This is a genomic window from Anabaena sp. EIM26, assembly GCF_057568715.1.
This window is the reverse complement of the sequence record NZ_CM172472.1, coordinates 4,020,093-4,044,224: the sequence shown is the minus strand read 5'-3', so window position 1 is coordinate 4,044,224 and position 24,132 is coordinate 4,020,093. Positions and strand designations below refer to the sequence as shown.

The 24,132-nt window shown below is 37.5% G+C and carries 15 protein-coding genes and 1 pseudogene; 5 read left to right on the top strand and 11 right to left on the bottom strand.

Features of this window, described 5'->3' with window-relative positions:
• Positions 1–3 precede the first annotated feature (3 nt).
• The 6 genes from AC012T_RS17465 to cas10 all read right to left on the bottom strand — a co-directional run bounded on the left by AC012T_RS17465 (position 4) and on the right by cas10 (position 6,978).
• The gene (locus AC012T_RS17465) at positions 4–1,407 is read right to left on the bottom strand and encodes an AAA family ATPase (RefSeq protein WP_487060028.1); all 1,404 of its coding nucleotides are present in this window, start codon (positions 1,405–1,407) and stop codon (positions 4–6) included.
• 66 nt (positions 1,408–1,473) lie between these two features.
• On the bottom strand, positions 1,474–2,760 hold the full coding sequence (gene csm5, locus AC012T_RS17460; protein WP_487060027.1) for a type III-A CRISPR-associated RAMP protein Csm5: 1,287 nt from the start codon (positions 2,758–2,760) through the stop codon (positions 1,474–1,476).
• 4 nt (positions 2,761–2,764) lie between these two features.
• A complete protein-coding gene (gene csm4 / locus AC012T_RS17455) occupies positions 2,765–3,817 on the bottom strand; it encodes a type III-A CRISPR-associated RAMP protein Csm4 (protein ID WP_487060026.1) in 1,053 nt (350 codons plus the stop codon).
• A complete protein-coding gene (gene csm3, locus AC012T_RS17450) occupies positions 3,814–4,794 on the bottom strand; it encodes a type III-A CRISPR-associated RAMP protein Csm3 (protein ID WP_487060025.1) in 981 nt (326 codons plus the stop codon). The genes csm4 and csm3 overlap by 4 nt, the downstream gene beginning before the upstream one ends.
• A 2-nt stretch (positions 4,795–4,796) precedes the next feature.
• Entirely contained in the window at positions 4,797–5,279 is a 483-nt protein-coding gene (gene csm2, locus AC012T_RS17445) for a type III-A CRISPR-associated protein Csm2 (RefSeq protein WP_487060024.1), read from the bottom strand.
• Positions 5,280–5,283: 4 nt separating this feature from the next.
• Positions 5,284–6,978, bottom strand: a complete 1,695-nt coding sequence (gene cas10 / locus AC012T_RS17440) for a type III-A CRISPR-associated protein Cas10/Csm1 (protein WP_487066644.1) — start codon at positions 6,976–6,978, stop codon at positions 5,284–5,286.
• Between the two features lie 196 nt (positions 6,979–7,174).
• Here cas10 and AC012T_RS17435 point away from each other — a divergent pair, with 196 nt between their 5' ends.
• Complete coding sequence (locus tag AC012T_RS17435) at positions 7,175–8,422, top strand: ISL3 family transposase (protein WP_487060023.1); 1,248 nt, start codon at positions 7,175–7,177, stop codon at positions 8,420–8,422.
• 13 nt (positions 8,423–8,435) lie between these two features.
• On the opposite strand, the gene AC012T_RS17430 is transcribed toward AC012T_RS17435, so the two are convergent.
• The 3 genes from AC012T_RS17430 to AC012T_RS17420 all read right to left on the bottom strand — a co-directional run bounded on the left by AC012T_RS17430 (position 8,436) and on the right by AC012T_RS17420 (position 10,147).
• Positions 8,436–9,029: a hypothetical protein gene (locus AC012T_RS17430; protein ID WP_487060022.1), complete on the bottom strand. Its 594-nt coding sequence runs from the start codon at positions 9,027–9,029 to the stop codon at positions 8,436–8,438.
• A gap of 15 nt (positions 9,030–9,044) precedes the next feature.
• Positions 9,045–9,962, bottom strand: coding sequence for a CRISPR-associated protein Csx3 (locus AC012T_RS17425; protein WP_487060021.1), 918 nt, complete (start codon positions 9,960–9,962; stop codon positions 9,045–9,047).
• A 62-nt stretch (positions 9,963–10,024) separates the two neighbouring features.
• On the bottom strand, positions 10,025–10,147 hold the full coding sequence (locus AC012T_RS17420; RefSeq protein WP_487060020.1) for a CRISPR-associated protein Csx3: 123 nt from the start codon (positions 10,145–10,147) through the stop codon (positions 10,025–10,027).
• Between the two features lie 594 nt (positions 10,148–10,741).
• Here AC012T_RS17420 and AC012T_RS17415 point away from each other — a divergent pair.
• On the top strand, positions 10,742–12,070 hold the full coding sequence (locus AC012T_RS17415; RefSeq protein ID WP_487060019.1) for a TIGR03985 family CRISPR-associated protein: 1,329 nt from the start codon (positions 10,742–10,744) through the stop codon (positions 12,068–12,070).
• A 290-nt stretch (positions 12,071–12,360) separates the two neighbouring features.
• On the opposite strand, the gene AC012T_RS17410 is transcribed toward AC012T_RS17415, so the two are convergent.
• Positions 12,361–12,744 carry a protein tyrosine phosphatase family protein gene (locus AC012T_RS17410; protein ID WP_487060018.1) on the bottom strand — a complete coding sequence of 128 codons (384 nt, stop codon included), beginning with the start codon at positions 12,742–12,744 and terminating at the stop codon, positions 12,361–12,363.
• Between the two features lie 506 nt (positions 12,745–13,250).
• Between AC012T_RS17410 and nifJ the strand changes: the two genes are divergently transcribed.
• The 3 genes and pseudogenes from nifJ to AC012T_RS17395 all read left to right on the top strand — a co-directional run.
• Entirely contained in the window at positions 13,251–16,859 is a 3,609-nt protein-coding gene (gene nifJ / locus AC012T_RS17405) for a pyruvate:ferredoxin (flavodoxin) oxidoreductase (protein WP_487060017.1), read from the top strand.
• 287 nt (positions 16,860–17,146) lie between these two features.
• On the top strand, positions 17,147–18,166 hold the full coding sequence (locus tag AC012T_RS17400) for a dihydroorotate dehydrogenase-like protein (RefSeq protein WP_487060016.1): 1,020 nt from the start codon (positions 17,147–17,149) through the stop codon (positions 18,164–18,166).
• Between the two features lie 144 nt (positions 18,167–18,310).
• A pseudogene (locus tag AC012T_RS17395) lies at positions 18,311–19,369 on the top strand (ATP-dependent 6-phosphofructokinase); the annotation flags it as partial.
• A gap of 228 nt (positions 19,370–19,597) precedes the next feature.
• Here the strand turns inward: AC012T_RS17395 and AC012T_RS17390 are convergent.
• Positions 19,598–23,860, bottom strand: a complete 4,263-nt coding sequence (locus AC012T_RS17390; protein WP_487060015.1) for a PAS domain S-box protein — start codon at positions 23,858–23,860, stop codon at positions 19,598–19,600.
• Positions 23,861–24,132 lie beyond the last annotated feature (272 nt).

Here is a 24,132-nt window from a genome sequence, read left to right as displayed (position 1 = left end):
CTCCTAAGTTTCAACTATAAAATCATATTCATCAAAACTATCTTCGTCTTCTAGTTTATCTTTATGTTTATCCTCATCTGTTAATTCATCTGAACCCCATAAATTTTTATCAGTTTTTTTTGATTGTAATTCCTTCAAATCATCATCATAATCTGCGGGAATAATTGGCGAATGAGTACAAGCAATAATTTGCGTCCCATGTAGTTGCTCGGATATTGTCTTTAGTAATCTTCTTTGCCAGTCAATATGAAGAGATATTTCTGGCTCATCAATTAAGACTAACTTTTCGTTATTCATGTAGATAGTAGAATATAAAATTGTAAGTATTTGACGTTCACCTGATGATAAAGCATCTAGACCATTAATTAATGAACCATCGCTAAATTTAATCTTAACTAATGGATCAGTTTCTCTTGTATTTGATATAAATATTGCTACTTCTTTGTCTTCTAGAAAGCTATTTACTGTTGATAGATATTTATGAATATTGAGATAATTTACGTTTATTCTCGCAGCAATTTTTTGGAGATGTCCATAGTAAATTTTTAGAAAATATCTAAACTGTTTAAGCTTTTTGTCGATTTTTAAATCTAAAATTTTTTCATAAACTTCAACGGAACAAATATAAGATTCTTGTGGTATTGGAAAGTTTTTAATTTCTTTAAATAAGGATTCAATCTTTTTAATTAAGTCATCATATTTTTCCAAATCATCATTAAAATCATTTGTTAATGAATTGAAGAGAAAATCTACAGATAATTTAGACATTATCTGCCTGTCAAATAATGATAATTTATTAGCGATTTCTCGGACTTCATATATTAGACTTTGTTCAATATTCTGAGGCGATGGATAATTAATTTTTGGTAAAAAATCTCCAAATATCTTTCGGGAAAAATTTGTGGTGTTATCTATATCTGCATTTTTTTCTAAAGATTTCCAAGCTTCTATCATTGTTCTAAAGGCTGGAAAATAAGCAGTTGGTAATAACACTTTAGTTTGAGTATAGTCTTGTTTGTATAAATTATCACTATTGTTTAAATTTTCTTCAGAGTCATCAATGACATTTTTTAGCGTACTTAATTCATTGACTTGTCCAGTGATTAATATACCTCTTCTGTCAGAATTAATACAGACTCTGATACCTGGTTCTTTTTTAAATTTATTATTTTCATTGGAAATAGTCACTAAATTATCATCATCAAACCAAATCTTTATACGGAAAAATTTTACATACAAAAAACGCGAATAATCTCCATTCAAAATATTGGCAATACAATGAATTAAATTTGTTTTACCAGCGCCATTAGGAGCATGGATTATGTTAATTCCTGACTGAAACTCTTGATTAATATCAAATCTATCATGAAGTCCAATTATTTCTATTTTTTTTATATAATTGGGCATATAATTCTTCCTTTATTAAACTAATTGAACTATATACTACTATATAGTATCCTAAAAAAATCAACCTCATAAAACTCTGAACTTTACCCATCCTGTAACAAATTTAATTTCGCCATTGCTATTCATCACTGTTCGCCGAGATTTGGGTGCTTCAAAACCAGGTGCTGGAATACCGCAAATATCGCGGATTTCTGCTCTGAGTTGGTCGTCAAAACATAACCCGAATGTAGTTCCTGTCATCCCACTACCCCAGCCTAGCCGTAGTGCATAAGGGCATTTTTTTGGTTCGTATAAATCGCGGATATGATTAAAATCTAAGTTCTTACCAGATGGTTTATTGTTATTTTCTATTGCGTCCCAATAATCATGTTCATAATCCCATTGTTCTTGAGCAAAATCCTGGCATATTTGCAGCAGTTCATCAAGGTTATTAAAAGGTAATTTCATTCCTTGTTTATGCTGGAACCATGAAAGCATCTCTGTATCTAAGGTGAGAGTAAATTCTGTGTTGACATTCCGCGCCATCTCAGCATAGATAGAGGCTTTATATTTGGCTAAATAATCAGAAAATCTACTGGAAACTATGACTTCAGCGACAACGGAAAAATTGACAGGAATTGATTTACCTGTTTTGGTGAGAACTCTTGTTTCAATTATCGGTTCAGAGTCGCTGACTTTCAAACAGCGTAAAAAGTCAGTATTCTGACTTCTACCAGATAATGTTTTACCTTGATAGTTGAGAGTAAAATTGGAAAATAAATTCTCCATAAATAGCTGATCATCAGCAAATTTTTGTTTATGCTTATTTCTCAATTCTCCTAAACTATTTTTCAGCCTGTTTTCAATTTCACTCATCCGATTCTCCGCAGGTACTTGATAACGGTCAGGATATTTGAGTAGATGATAGGCTATGGCTGTTCTAATTGCGCCTTTAATTGAGGAACCAGGGATAAATAAATATCCCATACCGTTGCGAATCATCGGACGTAAATCTGTAATCCTTTCTTGGGTGAAGTTTTGGCTAATTGCATCTTTGGGAAAAATGGGATTTTCATCTGTGTCTTTTGCATTCCACCATTCATCACCAAAGGCTTGTTTTAAAAGTCTGGTGATATCTTGATGTTCTTCAATAGCTTGAATATAGTCGTTAAGAAAACTTCCTCCTTTTTTTAATAATCCTTTAGCTAAAGCTTCTTGATTAGGAATATAAACTTTTTTGGCTGTCTGCACATATTCAAAAGGATTTAACCTAGATACAGATGAGCCAATATGTACAACTGGACTGGTTAACTGTATGCGTTTTGATTGATAAAAGTCAGGTTTTTTAAGTGCAGATTCAGGAGCAACAATCATGATTTTATTTTTCCTGTACTTTAATTGGTAAACTTAAGCTGATACCACTCCGGTAAATACTGTGTTTTGTGAATTCATTTGGTTTGGCATCTACCAGCTTTCCTTTTGGTGGTGCAGAAAAAACTGAACCTTCACTAAACATTCTTACCATTTGGCGACGTAATTGACTTTCTGCTATCCAACCACCCCTTTCTTGAATTTCGTAGCTGGAATTTTTGAGCAAATCTGATGATATATCATCATCCCAAAATAAACTCATTAGGGTGTGGTGATTTCTAGCCTGAAAATTAACTACTTTTTGCCAATTTTCTGGTAGTTCTAACCAGCTAATTTCAAATCTTCCTGCGCCACTAGAACGTTCTCCACCAATTCCTTCTTCTCCTAAAAGATGTAAAGCAGCTTGGAGTTTATCGGCTAATTTTTCACCTTCTGGAGAGAGTTCTAGAAGAAAGTATAAACCTGAAGGGTTTTTCTCCCAATCAAATTGAACAAAGCCTGTATGATAAATGTTTGTAGCTCTAGTATTTCTATCTATGGCTATTTTAGGGAGTTGTTCAATTTTGCAAGCTTTGCTGTAGTTAAATGTTTCTGCTGTTGCTAGTCCCCCTTCAGTTTTATCGGGGGTGTGATTTTCTAATTCCTGAGCATCATCTGTGGTGAATCCTGTTTCCTGATACCATCTTTGCCAGATTTGTAAAGGTAAATAGTTGAGTTTTTTGTAGGCTTTAAAAAATGCTAAATCATCATCTGGATAGTTAATGGGAAATTTCAGAGGACGGGGAAGATAGTAAATTGTATTTTTCCCCACTTGTCGATAGATAAATGTAGAACTGATGCGAAAGGGGGGTATGAATTGGGGTTGTTTGTCTGTGGGAAATAGTTGTAATAATTCCTCTACGGCTTTTTTGCCAAACAACCGCGCATAGATACTTACCCAGGCGCTAAATAAACTATCTGAACGAATGCGATCGCTCGTCTCTTCCATTCCAATTCCCAGTTCTCCAAAATGAGCTAAATTACGTCCAAAACTGAGTTTTACTAATTTCCAAACACTCATGATTCATTTCCTGGTAATAATCGTTGTTCGATATACTCGCGTAAGGCTCTGAAGTTATCTAACAGTGCTTGAGTGTGGGGAATGGTGTCTAAGGTTTGTAAAATTGATGTTCCTTGGGATGCGTTGGCCATTTGGCGATATTGTTCTAAGCTGCGATAGTTAAATTTAAAGTTTTCAAATTTGACTTTTCCGTAACCTCTAGAACCATGTCCACCCAGTGCGTCATCTTCTAGAAAAGCAAGTGCGATCGCTATATTTTGCAAGTCTTCAACCGCTTGGTCTGGATTTTCGACAGTATAAATTAACTCAAAATTGAATTTTGAATCTGCTGGTACACGTTCTAACTGTCTGGGGTTCGCGGCTGCTGTTACTCTGTCGATACCATTTTCAAATTTCCACTCAGTCATATATAAACCTGTGTCAACTTTTTTCAATTTGTCTGCTGATTCTGTTGATAAGTGACAATCACGAATAATTAAGCGACTTGGTGCATTACGTCCGCGATTAATTTTGACACAGTTTTGATTGGCGATTATACGTGTAGGATTTTTGTCTGAGAATAATCTTTCGTTTGTAGCAGTTTCAATCGGCATCCAGAAGCCAGAACCGCCAGTTGAGCCAAATAATCGACTAATTTGACAAGTTGTAGCGCCTTCATAGGTAATAAATTGTCCAGCTTCAACTTCGGTAAATCCATCGACTAAATCATCACTTTCATAGCGCCATGTACCACTTCCCCCGGTGCGATTTAGAGGTTTCTTTAATAGTCTTTCTAATGTGGCGCGGAGTTTACCTTTGATAGATGAACCAGGGAGATAAGGATACTTTGTTAAAGGATCACGAATTACAGGTTTATCTAATCCACCTATATCTAAATTTTCGCCACCACCACCAATATGCAATCCTGTTTTGGCGGTGAGTTGACAAGAGAGAGTTAGTTTACCAAGTAGGGGGGTTTGTTCGTATGATACTCGCATAATTATTTTCCACCTTCCGCTTTGTGATAAGCAATAATTGATTCTATAAATTGCACTAAACGTTCAAAATCTTCTGTGCTATGAACTTGATCAATGGCGACTGACATCACATCACCTAATGGTTTTGCGGCTCTTTGTCTCGCAGCAGCATAAGCAAGTTTAGGTTTCAGCAGCACTACTTCTGTTTCAATTGCTGAAAATTCACCTTTTTCGGTTAAGTCGGCTTTTAACCGATTTATAGCATCTAAAAATTTGCGAATTTGGTTAGTTTCTAATCTTTGTTGTTTGAGATATGGACCAAATTTTGCAGCATCATTAACTAAATCTCTGATAGGGTATTTTTGTAATCCTCCTTTTAATCCATCAATAGTTTTTCTAATTTCGTCAACAATATTTTGTGTTTCACTGATATTAGTTTGTAAAATTGATGATTGTCTGGAATTTGCAGGTGAAGAAGCTATTACTCGTTTATTTGTTTCTGGCATATATTTATCTCCTATTTAAAAGTTCAATCCAAGTGGCTATGGCGCGGAAATAAGGTGCGTTATACGGATTTTTGAGAGAAGTCCTAAAATCGGTATCTTCTAAGACTTCTTTCGGTAATCTTGCTAGGGTGTAAGCTATCTTGGGTAAATGCAAATAATAACGAGTTCCTAAAGCCTCCTGTGATTTTTTAGCGTCTTTAAACTTTTGTAATGCCTGTTCTTGAATTTGTGCAGTGATGAGCAGGTTACGGACAAAATTACGGGAATAATTCACCCCAATATCTTGCTGTTCTAATCTCTCAACAAAGGGGTAAACACCGAATAAACTTGGTAGTTTTTCGGAATGAAGATAGTTTTTGACAACATCATCAATATTATGAAAATTCTGTCTTCCTAGCCATTCATCCCATTTAAAAACTTGACCAAATAAACCTAAGCTGTCTCTACTATTTCCTTTTGCTGCTTCTTCTGCTTCTCCTGAAGATTTTGCAGCCTGATATAACGGAAATTTAATATCATCAATACTAATTCCACCTGAAAGAGTAATATGTTCATTATTACCTGTATAGGTACGAAATGACTGATAAATATCAAACGCAAATTCTACAATTTCATTCCATGCACCACTGATAAATAAATCATCCCCACCAGCGTAAATAAATAGTAAATTTAACCGCTGGTCATCTGGTGTTAATTGTTTAATTTTATCAGAAATGTTGGTTTTTCGATCTGCTGCCAAACTGTTGAGGTACACTTTAAAGAAATAACTCATTTGGCGAGATAACCCAGCTAGTCTGCTTAAAGTTTGTTTTTTACCTAAACCTTTTGCAAATATTTGTCCTAATCGGTCTACATCCATTCGTAGATAACCAACTCTATCTGTACCTTTCGCTTTTTCAGACATTTCACCAGCACGGATAAAACCTCTTGGTTCTTCTGAATTTTCATGGTTTTGATTATCTTCCTTACCATAATTACCTAATAACAGGGGAGAAGCATTTTCAAAATGTTTAAATTGATAATGTTCTAACTTCCAATCGTTGACTAACAGAACCAAGTCAGAATCAGTATCTATTTGTTTCCAGTTTTTGAACAAGTGATAATTAATATCTCCAGACAAAAGTTTAAATGAGATCGTATGTAAGGCATTTTTAATATTTTTATTGGTTGAGCGCACAATTGCTTTCACCCCAAACAATTTACTCCCTAAATCAAACATACTCCGACAATTTCCACAAGCTGAAACCGAATCTGGTTCCTGGGAATTCAGTGGTTTTAAGTGTTCTACATCGTCACGATGACAGACGCGACAAGGTTCATGGCTATAACGTGGGGAGATAAATTCACTAATTTCATGTTCAGCAAACTTACGAGATTTATGTACAGCTAGATTTTTGGTTGCATTTGACCAATGTTCAGCAAATTTATCAGTAGCAATTTCTGTAATGGGAAAATTTAAACAATCTAAAGCCAGAAATACTTTACCTTGAAATTCTTCTAGAAGCCATTCGTTAAACTGCTGGCGGACTTTTTTGACAATATTTTGATTTTCTACAGTTCCAGATGCCAAAATATATAAGTTACCACCACCTGCATAAATTATATTTGTTCTTGGTAACTTAAGTTGCTCTAATAATTGTTGTACAACTTCTTCTGTAACTAATTCCAAATAAAAACTTCTCGCCCTTAATGACTTCAGCGCCCCTTCGGAGGAAATGCTATAGATAAATTTGGCTCTTCATTACCTATTATGCCAAATTATTAGCAGTAGGCATAAAATACTATTAAAAAACATATTAAAAACTGACTAAAAGTCTTACAGGTATTGACATATGAACAATATATATTGTTAAGTATAAATACAATTAACCGTATTTTTAGATAAAGTTAGAGTTATGACTGGCAAAAGAGATATTAAAATTCTCACAGAGCTTCTTGATTTAGATGATGTAAAAGTCATATCACATCGTCTTCATAGTGGGATTGGAATGATTTTACAAACCGAATCAAAAAAGTCATATGGTACTTGCCCCAACTGTGGCACAAAAAGCCATAAATTACATCAAAACCATCACCACATTATTAAAGACTTACCTTTTGGAGAAAAGCCAGTATTTTTAGAAATTAATAGACGACAGTTCAAATGTGCTGTATGTAAAAAACCGTTTAGCGAAGACCTAGATTTTGTCAGAAAAAAAAGGACTTTTACAAAGCGACTGGCACATAAGACAATACAAGAAGTTTTAGAGAATGATATTCATAGTGTAGCGTCAAAAGGTATAGTGACAACGGAAGAAATAGAACGGATGCTAAAAGATGCATCCGAAACATTACCCAATTTAAAACCTCTGAACTTAAAAAGACTTGGACTTGATGAAATAGCTCTGATTAAAGGCAAAGGTAATTACTGTGCAGTCTTAATAGATTTAGATACATCTCAACTAATTACTATATTAAATGGACGTACGCAAGAAATAATCAAGAAAACTTTTATGGAATGGGGATTTGAGGTTTTAGAACAAATAGAAGAAGTCAGTATAGATTTGTGGCAAGGCTATAAAAATTTAGTCATAGAATTAATGCCAAATGCCCAGGTAGTAGCAGATAGATTTCATGTAATGGCACAGATAAATAAAGAACTAGATACACAAAGAAAAAAAGAAAAACGCAGCGTAGAAGAGTTAATTAAAAAAGCAAATTCAGCAGAAGAAAAATCTAAATATGAACAAATATTATCAGGTCTGAAAAATAGTAAATATCCCTTACTTAAGAATGAAGAGAATTTAAATGAGGAGCAATTACACAAACTTATTCAAGTTCAAAATGTATCCCCTGTATTGAAAGTAATGCATGAACTGAAAGAGAAAATTAGAACGATTTTTAATAATACTCGTGATTGGTATACGGGAGTCTTTAAACTGGGTATGTGGCTATCAAAAGCTAAAAAATATTTCCCAAATAGTAACAATACTATTATTCGTTGGTTTGATGAAATTATTGCTTACTTTGATAACCGAACAACTAGTGGTACTGTAGAAGGAATTAATAACAAACTTAAGCTGATCAAACGTTCTAGTTATGGGTTTAGAAACTTTGACAATTTCCGAGTTAGATGTTTACTTAATTGGCATCTATATTATTAGTTTAGCATAGCAACTACTGAAGAGCCATAAATTTTTGAATCCCTGATAAATCACCCGCAATTAAACTAATTTCTTGAGTAGGATTATTCAATAAAGCTACTGCAACGGCTGCTGTTGTTCTGGCTATGTCCACCAAAGCTACATCAGATTCACCAAAACTCAGACATGAGCCAAATTTTTCTAATATCAGCATCAATAAAGAAAAGTTTTCCCCGTTATCTTTGAGATACTTTGAAAGTTCGTTATTAATCTCTACCTTGAAGTTATTCTGTTGTTTGTCAACAGATTGAAAATCTAATGGATAAGGAATATCAGGATATTCTTTATGGTCATTGTCAATTGCCTGAAGTGGATGATAATTTGGTTCTGATGTTTCTATCCTTGGTTTATCGCATAAATTCACTTGGTCAAATAATAAGCGTAATATTCCAACTTTTGCATCTTCTGTCCAACCTAAAATAGACTTGGCATCATCAACTGCTTTTTGTTCGTTCCCATTAAGAACTTGAAAGTCAAAAGGTAACTGAACCTGATCATCAGCCCATTTTGCCAAAAGCGCGATCGCTTGTTGAACAACCTGTAATGCCACCTTTTCAGAACTTGTCACGATAAAAACTCCCTATTACTCACTACACAACCCCACCAAAACCCCAGCCAACGCCCGAACGATCGCACGACTAGAAACATCCTCCCCACGTTTTAACCGATGGACACTGCCTTTCAGAACCGGCGTTTCCTGTGCAATCACATCATTTACACCGTCATAATCACTGTAAATAATCGCCACCACCGACAAACCTAGCGATTTACATAACTCTTCCCAAGGTGCAATCTCACCCTCATCCTTCACCAAAATCACCCCATGAGTCGCTGCACCCATAATCAAACGATTAGCATCAGATATTTTTCCCCCCACATCAAACGCAAATATCGGTGTATTAATCCCCCTCACTTCCTGCGCTTTCCCTTCTGCAAACTCTCGTGTAAAACCTGCCTTATATTCAGCCTTCAACTTATGGGCTAAATCTGCGTCTCGTCGTGCAGTTTCCCCAAACCAAGAACCATCCCCATCTGGACAACCAGAAATTACATAGGATGCCGGTGCATTAGGAATCTGCAACAACGCCTGTTTTAAACCATCCCGGAAACAAGTCTTTCCCGTATTTGCAAACCCGCAAATCACCAATTTGATACTTGGACGCTGCTGAATCTGCACCACATCCAAAGTATCCCCGACTTGATAATCAGGGTGTTTACTAATGGTGACAACATATCTATCCAGTCCCTTATTGCCGATTTTGGGGTCAAAAAAGGCAATGACATCATATAACTTAGATAACTTATCAGCTAACACCTGACTCACCAGTACTGATGTCCGTCCGTTGATTTTAATCAGAGAACCCCCCGGTAATTCCCCACAAGCAATCATCTCATTCAACCTGGCAGATGCATCACGGACAATTTCATCACCCGTAGTCAGAGTAGCGCCAAATCCTACTTTTAAAACATCACCGTCTAAATTGATATGGTAAGTATTCATTAAATGGCGCTGAATTAGAAAATAACTAAATCAAGACTCTTCTAATTTCGTTAATTAAAACTTCAATCAATCAAGTCTCCCAGCTTATATGCTGGATTGTGTGTGATAGAAATCACATATTTACCCAATTTGGGATCAAAAAAGCCAACTGCCCCGTAAATATGAGATAACTTATGTGCCAACACAAAAGCGACAGGAATAGAAACAGGCCATTAATCTTCAACAGTTGTCCCCCCGTTAGTTCTCCCAACCGTGACATCTCCTCCAACCGCGTAGCCGCATCTTTCACAATCTGGTCATTTTGGGCAGGTTCACCAAAACTCACCCGCAAAATATCATCTTTTAAATCAATGTTGTAAGTAGTCATCGCCTCTACCTAGTAAGCAACTATCACATCATACATGGCATTGGAAGCAGCCTATTCCAGATTGGTCTATGCTGGAATTACAAATTTAAGGCGACTAGAAGTCGCTACTACATAAACAAAGTCCGCCTACGCGGACTCAATAAACGTCAGTTCGATGAACCTCATATTAAGGCCTGTCTGACACGGAGAGAGGTAGAAATGCACTTAGTTTCCACGGAAAAATTAGGGTTTCAAAGCCTCTCCTCGTGAATGGGGAGAGGTTTGGAGAGGGGTTTTCAATTTATCGAACTCACGTTAAATAAAAATCAAAGAGATTAAACCCACGGAGGTGGGTTTCGTCTGTGTAGATGCGGTTTCTAACCGCCATTTTTCCTAAACAAGTAAATTTACAAATCAAATCGGATTGCTACAAGTGTCTGAGCAAAATTTTTCTGATCTTCCCCAAGTAGAACTGCTGCAATGGTTAGCACGCGGTTCTCTCAAACAAAACCTACTGCGTGCAGTTCGGTTGTGGGTGTGGTTACGTTCTTTATATGGAGACGGTCAAGACCAGGTATTACTGAATGATGGTTTTACCTTAGCCGATTGGAAAAATACCTTTTTCAGTTCCACGCACCCCAAAGGAGAAAAAATTCCTCAATTCCATGACTCTAACTGTCATTGTGCAAAAACTACCGCTGAATGGTTATTTGATTCTCACACAGGATTAAATCAAGAAGAATGGCAGCACTCTTTATTATCCCATATTCATATTTCTAACTTAGATGAAATTCTCCAAAAGCGATTATTCGGAATAACTCGTCGTTCCTTGCAAGCCGATTTACAAATTTTAGAAGAATTAGGTTGGCTAGAAAATCGAGATCAAAAATATCATCGAGTCAAACATTTACCTTCTCGTCCCATTACCACCAAACACAAGTATAATGAACTATATTTTCTCAACCAAATAGATTTAGAAGAAATTGCTGAAAATCTCTCTCAAAAAATCGCTGGTGTTCAACGTTTCTTTTTTAAACTAGATTATGTAGTCACTGCCATAGACAAAGTTGAAAACTGGCAATATGAACTCCGCAAACTTTGGTCACAAACCCCAGTTCCACCCATTAAATTAATTTATAACAGTGCTAGATTAGTAGAATCTGTAGAATGTTTAGTTTATCCTGTCTGTATTTACTATGTGCAACGAGCAGTTTATCTCTGTGCTTTTGGTGAAAGTCCTGATAGAAAGACAGATTGGTATAATTTTCGTTTAGATAGAATTGAAAATATTACCCCAATTGCATGGACAAATTCTGCCATTCCTAAAGCACTACAACAGCGTTATCAAAAAAGGAATTTACCGAATCCCGAAGAAATTGAAGTACAAATGCCGAAAGCATTAGGGTTTGATTTTTATTTAGAATCTCGACTAATGCTACTACGATTTGACCGGGAATATCATGACCGTTACATTCAAGATACTTTTCGACATGAAACATTTAATTTAATTAGTTACCAAAAAGCGAAAAGCTTGATTGAAAGTTCTGTAATCAATCCAGAACAAAAAGCAGAATTATTAAAAGTTCTTGCCAATCGTTCCCCAAAAGATGCTTATTATAGTTTGCAATATCGACATGGAGATAATAATGTAACTATGCGTTTACGAGCTTGGCGACCAAAGGTAGAAATTCTATTACCTTATGATTTAAGACAAAAAATTGCGGCTGATATTACCAAAGAAATAGGACTTTATCATCTATAATTTAGTCAATTTAATGCTTCACTATTTGTAACCAAATAAATCTTGACAAGTAACTTGCTACATTTTAATCTTAGAGGATGTTTTAAAAGTTTAGGGACGTATAATTTGTCATTCTGAGTGGAGTCTTACGCAACGAAGAATCTGGAGTTTAGCCCACATACTGAGATGCTACCCTGCGGGAACGCTAAAAGCGAACGTTCCTCAGCATGACATAGAAGGAGACTTTTCAAACACCCTCTTACGTAGAAATTAATTAATTTTTATTAAAAATAAATTTTAAATACTTATGATTATAGTAAGCCTAAATTGACAGCTTGTTCCCATGCTTGATCAAATTCGATTCCCTGCTTAGTGGAGATATATAATAGTACTATAACCGCTGAACATTTGGAATTATCACAATGTATCAAAAGTGGCTTGGGTAATTCGCTAATGATTTGAAAAACTTCAATAGCAGACTGATGATTGAGATTTTCTATTTTAATTGGAAGATTGACATAGCGCAATCCTAAAAGCTCAGTGTTTTCCTGTTCATTGTTCCATGAGTTTTGTTCATCGGCAAAACGGAGATTCAGGATAGACTTATAACCATCATCAGCAAGGTTTTGCAGCTGTTCTGGCGTAATTTGTCCACATATCGTTAATTCCTGATTAATCTTTCTAACAACATTCATAGTCTGAGTTTTCACTGCTCATGTCTATAACAATCGGTAAAAGAAGGGAACAAGGAACACTTCATCAATATCTGTGAATTGCGGGTAACGGAAAACATCAGTGTTCATGAATAATTTAGGACTGCTATAGGAACTTTGGTTACTTACATATCTGGCACACATAATTGAGGATTTTTATCGTGTTAAGCACACTATTAACTTAGATCTCAAATTTGAGGATCTTGTGAGGAATTCATCCTGAGGGAGGAATTTTAGGGACTTACAAATAAAAATAGTCAATTAATTCTTGTAAGGTTAGGAAATTCAGCGCAGCCTCACAAAGAAATGGTATGAATCGAAAAATAAATAGATTTGTGTCTAAAATCATGAACCGCAGAGGTTTCCTCACAAGTTCCTCAAGTTTTGATCTTAGTTTCAACTAAGAACCAGGGGTTGAGAAAATAGTCAAGGGGAAAACTCTTGCCAATTTACCCATAATTGAGAGTAGTTGTTAGAGGGGAAGAAAGATGAGAACAAAAACTTTTGCAACTATAGATGGTAATGAAGCTGTTGCTAAAGTCGTTTACCAACTAAATGAGGTGATTGCCATTTATCCTATCACTCCATCTTCCCCTATGGCTGAATGGGCGGATGCTTGGATGAGTGAAAGCAAACCTAATATTTGGGGGAGTGTTCCCACTGTAGTAGAGATGCAAAGTGAAGGAGGTGTAGCGGGTGCTGTACATGGTGCTTTGCAAACGGGTTCATTGACAACCACATTTACAGCATCTCAGGGATTGCTGTTGATGATTCCGAATATGTACAAGATTGCCGGTGAACTTACACCTACAGTATTTCATATTGCCGCGCGATCGCTTGCCGCCCAAGCTTTATCTATTTTCGGTGATCATAGTGATGTCATGGCCGCTAGAAGTACCGGTTTTGCGATGTTGTGTGCGGCTTCTGTGCAAGAAGCTCAAGATTTTGCCCTTATTTCCACACGCGCAACTTTAGAATCACGCATACCTTTTCTACACTTTTTTGATGGTTTTCGTACCTCCCATGAGATAGATAAAGTAGAAATATTAACAACTGAAGACTTACAAAAATTCATTCCCATTGAATTAGTAATTGAGCATCGTTTACGGGCTTTAACTCCTGACAATCCAGTATTAAGAGGGACAGCCCAAAATCCTGATGTTTACTTTCAAGCTAGAGAAACAGTGAATCCATTTTATCTAGCTTGTTCAGATATTACTCAAAAGGTAATGGATGAATTTTATCAAATAACAGGAAGAGAATATAAATTATTTGATTATCATGGACACCCAGCACCAGAAAGAATTATTATTCTCATGGGTTCTGGTTGTGATACAGTTCATGAAACAGTAGATTATCTCAACCAGCTAGGTGAAAAAGTTGGAGTTATCAAGGTGAGATTATATCGTCCTTTTGATATCCAAAAATTTATTGCATCTATCCCCAAAACAACCCGCAGTATTGCCGTTTTAGATCGCACCAAAGAACCAGGTGCAACTGGTGAACCTTTGTATGCTGATGTTGTGACAGCTTTGGCAGAAAATCAACTGCATAATATTAAAGTTGTCGGGGGAAGATATGGTTTATCATCTAAAGAATTTACACCAGCAATGGTAAAAGCTGTATTTGATAATTTGGTTGCTGAAGAACCCAAAAATCATTTCACAATTGGCATTAACGATGATGTCACTCACACCAGTTTAGAATATAACTCAGAATTTAATATTGAAGCAGATAATATAGTTAGAGCTATTTTCTACGGTTTAGGTGCAGATGGTACGGTTGGTGCAAATAAAAACTCCATCAAGATTATTGGAGAGGAAACAGATAATTATGCTCAAGGTTATTTTGTTTATGATTCCAAAAAATCTGGTTCTATTACCGTTTCTCATTTGCGCTTTGGTTCTCAACCAATCCGTTCTACCTATTTAATCACCAAAGCTAACTTTGTTGCTTGTCATCAATGGGAGTTTGTAGAAAAATTCCCGATATTAAAAGACATTATTCCTGGTGGCACATTTTTATTAAATGCACTATACGACAAAGATGAAGTTTGGGATAAATTACCTGCATCTGTACAAGAAGAGATAATTAAAAAAAATCTCAAGTTTTATGTAATTAACGCCTATAAAGTTGCCAGTGAAGCGGGAATGGCTGGTAGAATTAATACAGTAATGCAGGTTTGTTTCTTTGCTGTATCTGGTGTTTTACCAAGAGAAGAAGCGATAGGGGAAATTAAAAAATCTATCCGCAAAACCTACGGTAAAAAAGGTGAAGAAATTGTCCAAATGAATATTCAAGCCGTTGATAAAACCTTGGATAATCTTTATGAAATTAGGGAAGGGGGAACAGGAAACAGAGAAGAGAAAAATATTACCCAGTCGCTAGTTTCCAGTTCCCAATCCCCATTTGTTCGCGATGTTTTGAGTAAAATGATCGCCCGTGAAGGTGATGATTTACCTGTAAGTGCATTACCTGTAGATGGCACTTATCCGACAGGAACATCTAAATGGGAAAAACGCAATATTGCTCAAGAAATACCTGTTTGGGATACCAACGTTTGTATTCAATGTGGTAAATGCGTGATGGTGTGTCCTCATAGTGTGATTCGCAGTAAAGTATATGAACCAGAACAATTAGAAAATTCACCAGAAACTTTCAAAAGTGCCAATGCAAAAGAACATGATTGGCATGGTTTGAAGTTTATCATTCAAGTGGCAGCAGAAGATTGTACAGGTTGCGGTATTTGTGTTGATGTTTGTCCAGCAAAAAATAAAGCCGAACCACGGAAAAAAGCGATTAATATGGAACCGCAAAGACCATTGCGGGAACAAGAACGGGAAAATTGGAATTTCTTTTTAAGTCTTCCTCACCCAGATAGACGCAATTTGAAGTTGAGTCATATTAATCAACAACAAATGCAAGAACCGCTATTTGAGTTTTCTGGTGCTTGCGCTGGTTGCGGAGAGACACCCTATATTAAGTTAGTAACACAATTATTTGGCGATCGCATGATCGTTGCCAACGCCACCGGCTGTTCTTCTATCTATGGAGGTAATCTACCCACCACACCTTGGACTAAAAACGCCGCAGGAAGAGGGCCAGCTTGGTCAAATAGCCTTTTTGAAGATAACGCCGAATTTGGCTTAGGTTTCCGGGTTTCCATTGATAAACAAGCCGAATTTGCAGCTTACTTACTGCAACAACTCGCAACCCCAATAGGTGAAACTCTAGTCACAGATATCCTCAACGCTGAACAAAAAGACGAAGCTGATATTTACGAACAACGTGAACGGGTATCTATTCTCAAACAAAGATTAGATCAAATATGGGCTAATAATGTAGAGACTTTGCGTGCAACGCCTCTACAAAAAACAGATGCAAGCAATCTAAAATCCAAAATCCAAAATCTAAAATCCTTAGCTGATTATTTAGTTAAAAAGAGTGTTTGGATAATTGGTGGTGACGGTTGGGCTTATGATATTGGTTATGGTGGATTAGATCATGTTATCGCCAGTGGACGCAATGTGAATATTCTCGTCCTCGACACAGAAGTTTATTCTAACACTGGTGGTCAAATGTCCAAATCTACTCCTAAAGGTGCAGTAGCAAAATTTGCCGCAGGTGGCAAACCCGCAGCGAAGAAAGATATGGGTTTAATAGCTATGACTTACGGTAATGTTTATGTTGCGAGTGTGGCTATGGGTGCAAGAGATGAACATACCCTTAAGGCTTTTTTGGAAGCCGAAGCTTATGAAGGCCCATCCTTAATTATTGCCTACAGTCATTGTATTGCTCATGGCATTAATATGAGTACAGCCATGCAAAATCAAAAAGCCGCTGTAGACTCTGGAAGATGGTTATTGTATCGTTATCACCCTGACCGCATCAAGCAAGGAGAAAACCCTCTACAACTTGATTCTCGCACGCCAAGATTACCAATAGAAAATTCTATGTATATGGAAAATCGTTTTAAAATGTTGACCAAAATCAACCCAGAAACAGCTAAGGAACTGCTAAAAGAAGCCCAAGACGATGTTAATACTCGTTGGCAAATGTATCAATATTTAGCTGCCAGAAAATTCCCAGAAAGCTGAATTAGGAGTCAGGAGTTCGGAGTTTCTCCTATGCCTACGGCACGGCTTCGCCGAACGGAGACGCTACGCGAACGGAGTTTTCTCATTTCTCGTTCCCAGTCTCTGACTGGGAATGCTATCAAGAGTCTCCGACTCTACTTTTATTTCATAGAACCCATAATAGAGTATATATCTCATTCCCAGTCTCCGACTCTACTTTTATTGAAGGCAGAGCCTTCTGAAATTCATTCCCATACAGAGTGTGGGAACGAGAAAATAATAATTATTAATTACCAATTACCAAAATCATGAACTTAACTACAACATATTTAGGGTTAGAATTAAAATCTCCTCTTGTACCTTCTGCTTCTCCACTTTCACAAGAAATTGATAATATTAAATTAATGGAAGATGCAGGTGCAGGTGCTGTTGTTATGCACTCGCTATTTGAAGAACAATTAAGTTTAGAAAAGTATGAACTTCATCACCATCTAACTTATGGTACAGAAAGTTTCCCAGAAGCTTTAACCTATTTCCCTGATATCACTAATTTCCGAGTTGGCCCAGAAGAATATTTAGACCATATTCGCAAAGCTAAAGAAAAAGTTGATATTCCCATTATTGCTAGTTTGAATGGTTGTTCTGTTGGTGGTTGGACTGAATATGGTAAGCTCATTCAGGAAGCGGGAGCATCTGCACTGGAATTAAATATTTACTATGTGCCGACAGACCCGGATTTAATTAGTCAAGATATCGAACAAAATTATATTAATATTCTCAATGCTGTTAAAGCCGCAGTTACTATTCCTGTAGCAGTGAAACTCAGCCCTTATTTTACTAATACTGCGAATATGGCTAAACGTTTAGATGATGCTGGGGCTGATGGTTTGGTTTTATTTAATCGTTTTTATCAACCAGATATTAACCTAGAAACCTTAGAAGTAGAACCTCATGTATTGTTAAGTACTCCCCAATCAATGCGTTTACCTCTGCGCTGGATTGCTATTCTGTATGGTCGCATCAATGCCAACCTAGCTGCAACCAGTGGTATCCACAATGCTCATGATGTTTTAAAGATGCTCATGGTTGGAGCTAATATTACTATGCTTTGTTCTGTACTGATGCGGCACGGTATTGACCATATTCGGTGTATTGAGCAGGAAATGCGAGAATGGATGGAAAAACACGAATACGAGTCTGTACGCCAAATGCAAGGCAGTATGAGCCAGTTAAACTGTCCCAATCCTAGCTCTTTTGAACGCGCTCAGTATATGCGATCGCTCCAAACTTACAACCCAGAATGGGGCAGAATCTATATACCATCTTAAAAACTGGTGATTGGTGATTGGTCATTGGAAAGAACAATTAATTCTTCTTTCTTTTTCTCCTGAACTCCTGACTCCTGACTCCTAACTCCTGACTCCTGATTCCTCCCTCCGAACTCCTCCCTCCGAACTCCTGAATTTTGCTGTATGAAAAAACGAATTGGTATTCTCACTAGTGGTGGTGACTGTCCTGGTCTAAATTGTGTAATTCGCGCTGTTGTTAGCCATGCAACACTTACATACAATTGGGAAGTAGTTGGTATTCCTTATGCCACACAGGGTTTACTGGAAAGGCAAACTATACCTTTGAGTATACACGGTTGGGATTTGCGGGGAATTGATCCTTTGCTGAATATGGGGGGAACGATTTTAGGAACTATCAATAAAGGAGATACTTTAGCCCATGCTGGTGAGATATTAGCCAGTTATGAAGCATTAGCTTTAGATGCTTTAATTGCTATTGGTGGTGATGGTAGTTTAAGCATTATTCATCAATTGGCTAATTTAGGTCATTGGAATTTAGTTGCCATTCCCAAAACGATTGATAATGACGTGGCTTTGACAGAACGTGCAATTGGCTTTGATACGGCTGTGAATACTATTGTCGATGCTCTCAATCGTCTCACGTTCACCGCTGCAAGTCACGATCGCGTGATGATTGTGGAAGTGATGGGACGCACTGCTGGTCATTTGGCACTACAATCAGGGATTGCCGGGGGTGCAGATGTGATTTTAATTCCTGAATTACCCTATACTATTAAAGGTTTATGTGAACATTTAACCCAATTACGCGACCGCTGGCAACGAAAATTTGCCATCATTGTAGTTGCCGAAGGTGCTTCTCATTGTTCAGAAGATTTGGATGATGCAGCTAGTTGCACTTCTCCTAAATGCGGTCGTGGTCAATACATTGCTGAACAAATTGCTAGTTGCAGTCATAATCAAATTGACACGAGAGTTTCTGTTTTAGGACATATTCAGCGAGGTGGTATTCCCTCAGCTTTAGACCGACTCACCGCAACAGTTTTCGGCAAAACAGCAATTGATTTAATTGCCCAAGAAAAATACGGACAAATGTTAGCTTGGCAAAATGGAAAAGCTATCCCTGTTCCCATCTCAGAAGTTATCACTCACAGTCCCGCACCCGTCGATTCTCATGGTGATCTAGTCCAAGTAGCCCACTCTTTAGGCATCTATGTAGGGGATTGGTCATTGGTCATTGGTAATTGGTCATTGGTCATTGGTCATTGGTCATTGGTCATTGGTCATTGGTCATTGGTCATTGGTCATTGGGAAGAACAATTAATTCTTTCTTTTTTCTCCTGACTCCTGACTCCGAACTCCTGACTCCTGACTCCTGACTCCTGACTCCTGACTCCTGACTCCTGCCTCCTGCCTCCTGCCTCCTGCCTCCTGCCTCCTGCCCCCGAACTCCTAAACTCCTGCTTTACGAATTATTTGATCGATGTTTCGCAATAAATCATTGGCAGTATAGGGTTTAAATAAAACTGCTTGTACTTCTGTATTGGCTGATTCTGGTAATACTTCTATTGTACTTAGTCCACTACAAGCAATTACTTGCACTTGTGGATTCATTCTTTGCAAAGTGCGAATAGCTGTAACACCATCCATTTCTGGCATCATCATATCCATTAAAACTGCACTGATGCGCTTTTTGTGTTGAGCATAAAGTGCGATCGCTTCAATGCCATTACTAGCAGTAATCGTTTGATAATTATATTGTTCGAGGATGATTCTAGCGACATCACGAATTTGAGGTTCATCATCTACCACCAAAATCAATTCTCCTTGTCCTGAATGCATTTCTAAATCCTCTATTGCGAAAATTTGAGACTCTTCTACAGACGGCAAGAAAATCTTAAATGTACTGCCTTTAGTAACTTCGCTAGAAACTGTGATAAAACCGTCATGGCTTTTAATAATTCCCAATACCGTTGATAAACCTAATCCTGTTCCCGTACCAACTTCTTTGGTGGTGAAAAATGGCTCAAAAATTCTATTTAATATTTCTGGTGTCATTCCCACACCAGTATCTGTAACTGTAATGACGATATGATGCCCAATCTTAGATTCAAAATTCATCCGCGTATAGGTTTCATCAATAAACAGATTTTCCGCAGTAATTTGCAGACTGCCTCCTTCTGGCATCGCATCACGGGCATTAACTACCAGATTCATCAAAACTTGATGGAGTTGTGTCGTGTCTCCAGAAACTGCCCATAGGTCTTCTGATATCTGGGCTGCAAATTCGATAGATTTGGGAAATGTCTGTCTACCAATTTGAATGATATCTGCAATTAGATGTTTAACTTGTACAATTGCCCGTTCTCCTTTTAATCCTCGCGCAAAAGATAACACTTGCTTGACTAAACCTGCCCCGCGTTTAGCATTATTTTCGATAATTGTCAATAGTGGGGGATGGCGTTCTTGCTCATTGACCAATCTACCTTTGAGTAATTGCGCTGCGCCTAAAATAGGTGTCAATATATTGTTGATATCGTGGGCAATGCCACCTGCCAGAGTCCCGATACTTTCTAGACGCTGGGTGCGGTAAAACTGTTCTTCAAGTTCTTTTTTCTTAGTAATATCAGTATCTACAATCAGAATAGATTTGGGTTGTCCCTCTGCGTCAAACATCAGTGTCCAACGACTTTCAACTATAATTTCTTGTCCGAATTTGGTTTTTCTCCGTAACTCACCATGCCAAGTCCCAGACTTAACTACAGTCTGGAGGGCAGTTACTTCTAGCTGTGGCGAAGTTGTACAGTAGAAAATATCTCTCAGGTTTTTACCTAAAGCTTCATGATTTTGCCAACCGTATATTTTTTCTGCACCTTGATTCCAAAATAAGATTTCGGTCTGGAAATCTCGCACGAAAATTGCATCGGTAGCGATATTGAGTAGGGCTGCTTGTTCGTGGATTTTTTGCTCTGCCTGCTTTCGTTCTGATATGTCTTTAGTTGTACCGATCATCCTGGCTGGCTGATCGTTTTCGTCATAATAAACTTTGCCTCTGACACTTAACCAATGCAAGCTGCCATCGCTCCAAATTACTCGATGTTCGGAGACAAATTCAGTTTTTTGCTCAATGGCAGTTTTTACAGCTTTAGTGAAATTATCACGGTCTTCTGGATAGATTAAATAGAGAAAGTTTTCCGGGCTGGGGCATAATGTCTGACTCGGTAAACCATAAATTGGCCCCATATTGCTAGACCATAGGGTTTTGTTGGTCTGGAGTTCCCAATCCCATATACCCATGTTGGCAGCGTCTAGGGCTAAAGTTAGTCGTTCTTGAGTTTTTCTGCGTTCTTCTTCTACTTGTTTGTATTCGGTGATGTCTTCGGTAATGCTACCAAAATATTCAAGCTCTCCTTGCTGATTTTGAACGGGGAAGCATCTGCCCCAAATCCAGCGTATTTCTCCATCGGGTTGGATAATGCGATACTGCAAACTAGCGGGTTCACCTTTTTGATGACGCTCATCTATTTCTGTTAAGATGCGATCGCGATCTTCAGGGTGTATTGCTTCTTTCCACGATAGAGGTTCGTCTCTGAGGCTTTGGCAACTCCTTCCCCATATTTTTTCATAAACAGGATTAATATAGAGAGTTTGTGTTCCATCTTTAGAGGCCATCCAGATCAGCGACTGGCTGTTTTCGCTAAAGTGGCGAAATTTCTCTTCACTTATGCTTAATGCTGCTTCTGCTTCTTTGCGTTCCGTAATATCTTCGGCAATACTACCAAAATATTGAATCTGTCCTTGTTCATTTTTAATCGTAAATCTTCTTGCCCAAACCCAACGTATTGATTTGTCTGGTCGCACAATCCGATATTCTAGAGAGCCGCAATCGTTATTGATCTGACTTTCCATTTGGACAATCACGCGATCGCGATCTTCAGGGTGAACAGCCTCTATCCAAGATTTCGGATTGTTACCCATACTTGCTCTAGAACGACCCCAAACTTTCTCATAGGAAGGGTTCACATACAAGTTTTCTTTACAATCGAGGGAAGCTATCCAAACTACAGCTTGGATGTTATCGGCAAATTGACGAAACTTATACTCACTTTCCCTTAGTGACTGTTCTGCCTGTTTACGCTCAGTGATATCTTCGGCAATACTACCAAAATATTGAATCTGTCCTTGTTGATTTTTGATAGGAAAGCATCTAGCCAAGATCCAGCGTATTTCTCCATCTGGTTTGATCAGACGATACTCTAGATCAGAAGAATTATCTTTTTGAAGGTTCTGCTGTATTTCTGCCAAAATGCGATCGCGGTCTTCTGGATGAATAGGTTCTGTCCACGATTGAGGATTATCGAACAGACTTTGGCAACTCCGTCCCCATATTTTCTCATAAGCCGGATTGACATATACAGTCGCACCGCTACTGAAAGATTTAATCCAAATGATCTGTGTCTGGATATTATCCCCAAATTGGCGAAATTTTTCCTCACTCTCCCGCAGTGCTAATTCTGTCTGCTGATGCTCAATAATTTCCTGTTGCAGCGCTTGATTAATAATCACCAGTTCAGCGGTACGTTCTGCTACCTTTTGTTCCAACTGTTCAGAGGTGCGGCGTAATGCCGCTTCTGCTTGCCTGCGTTCAGTAATATTGCACAATAACCAACACCAGCCACACCACTGTTTTTGGGGATCATACATGGCTGCAATCCTCACATTAGCAGGAAAAGACTCTCCATGTCGTGGCTCAAGTTCAATTTCCCATTCCTGGAATTGCTGGAAAGTTTTCAGTTGGGATATAATATTGTGTCGATCTGCTTGACCAATAAAAATTGCTATTGGTTTGCCTATTAAGTATTTTTGGTCTACCGATAGTAACAATGAGGCCGCATAGTTGGCTTCTTGAATTAGACCCAATTTATCAGTGACAACATAACCATAAGGAGTAAATTGAAACAAATCTTGGTAACGTCGGCGCTCTAATTCGGCGATCTCACGAGCAACAGCCAGTTGTTCATTCTGTTGAAGTATTTCTTCTTCAAATATTTGCATTTCTTCTAAGGTTTGCTGAAGTTCTTCGTTAACTTTTATTTCTCCAGCAACTTGTTCTTCTAAGCCTCTTTCTAAAAGAAGATCCTGAGTATTATGCAGTACCCCATTTATTTCCTGATTATTTGGCGATTCATCTGTTGATTTACCTAAATATGGCTGTGTAGCTTGAGCAATACCGACTATTTTTACTAAATCTAACTGTTTTAATAAACTCGATTCTGTAATTATTCCTAGTAATTTTCCCCCATCATCCACAATTGGTAAATGGTGAATTTGATACTGCTTTAACAACAAAAAAGCTGTGGAAATATCCTGGAATTCTGAGTGCTTTAATGTGATAGGGTGCTTGGTCATCACTTCAGCCATTCTTGTCCTGGCTAAATCCAGACCCAAAGCTGTTAATCTCAATACGTCTCTAAGGGTGAATATTCCTACTAACTGTGTTTCTTTTACTACTAAAACATAGCTAGTTACTTTTTGACTTGATTTGTGGGTTGGTAATGCTCCTGAAAGGTTTATCAGTTCTAAGCTATTACTGTGTTCTTGATTCATCAAGATAATAGCATCAACTACATAACTATCAAAGCTAATCGTCAAAGGATAACGATCAATAACTTGATGTAAATTTGGCAAATCAATCAGTTGCTCGTTGAATTGCATAATGAATCGTCGATTTTAATTATCCTATTGATATGCGGGCATAATTTAAGGCTTTTTGATTAAAAGGTTCCAAATCCTAAATTTTTGACTTTTTAAAAGTATTTATGCGTTTTTATTGATTAATATAGATACGTTGCTCTTACCGGGTCACAAAGAATAGAAACTATACTAACCATTTGGATACGATTTTAAATAAATTTTAGAGCCTACAGTTTTATCCCTATTTTTAACTCTACCACTAAACCTCTTGACAGAGGTACAGGGTGAAGATT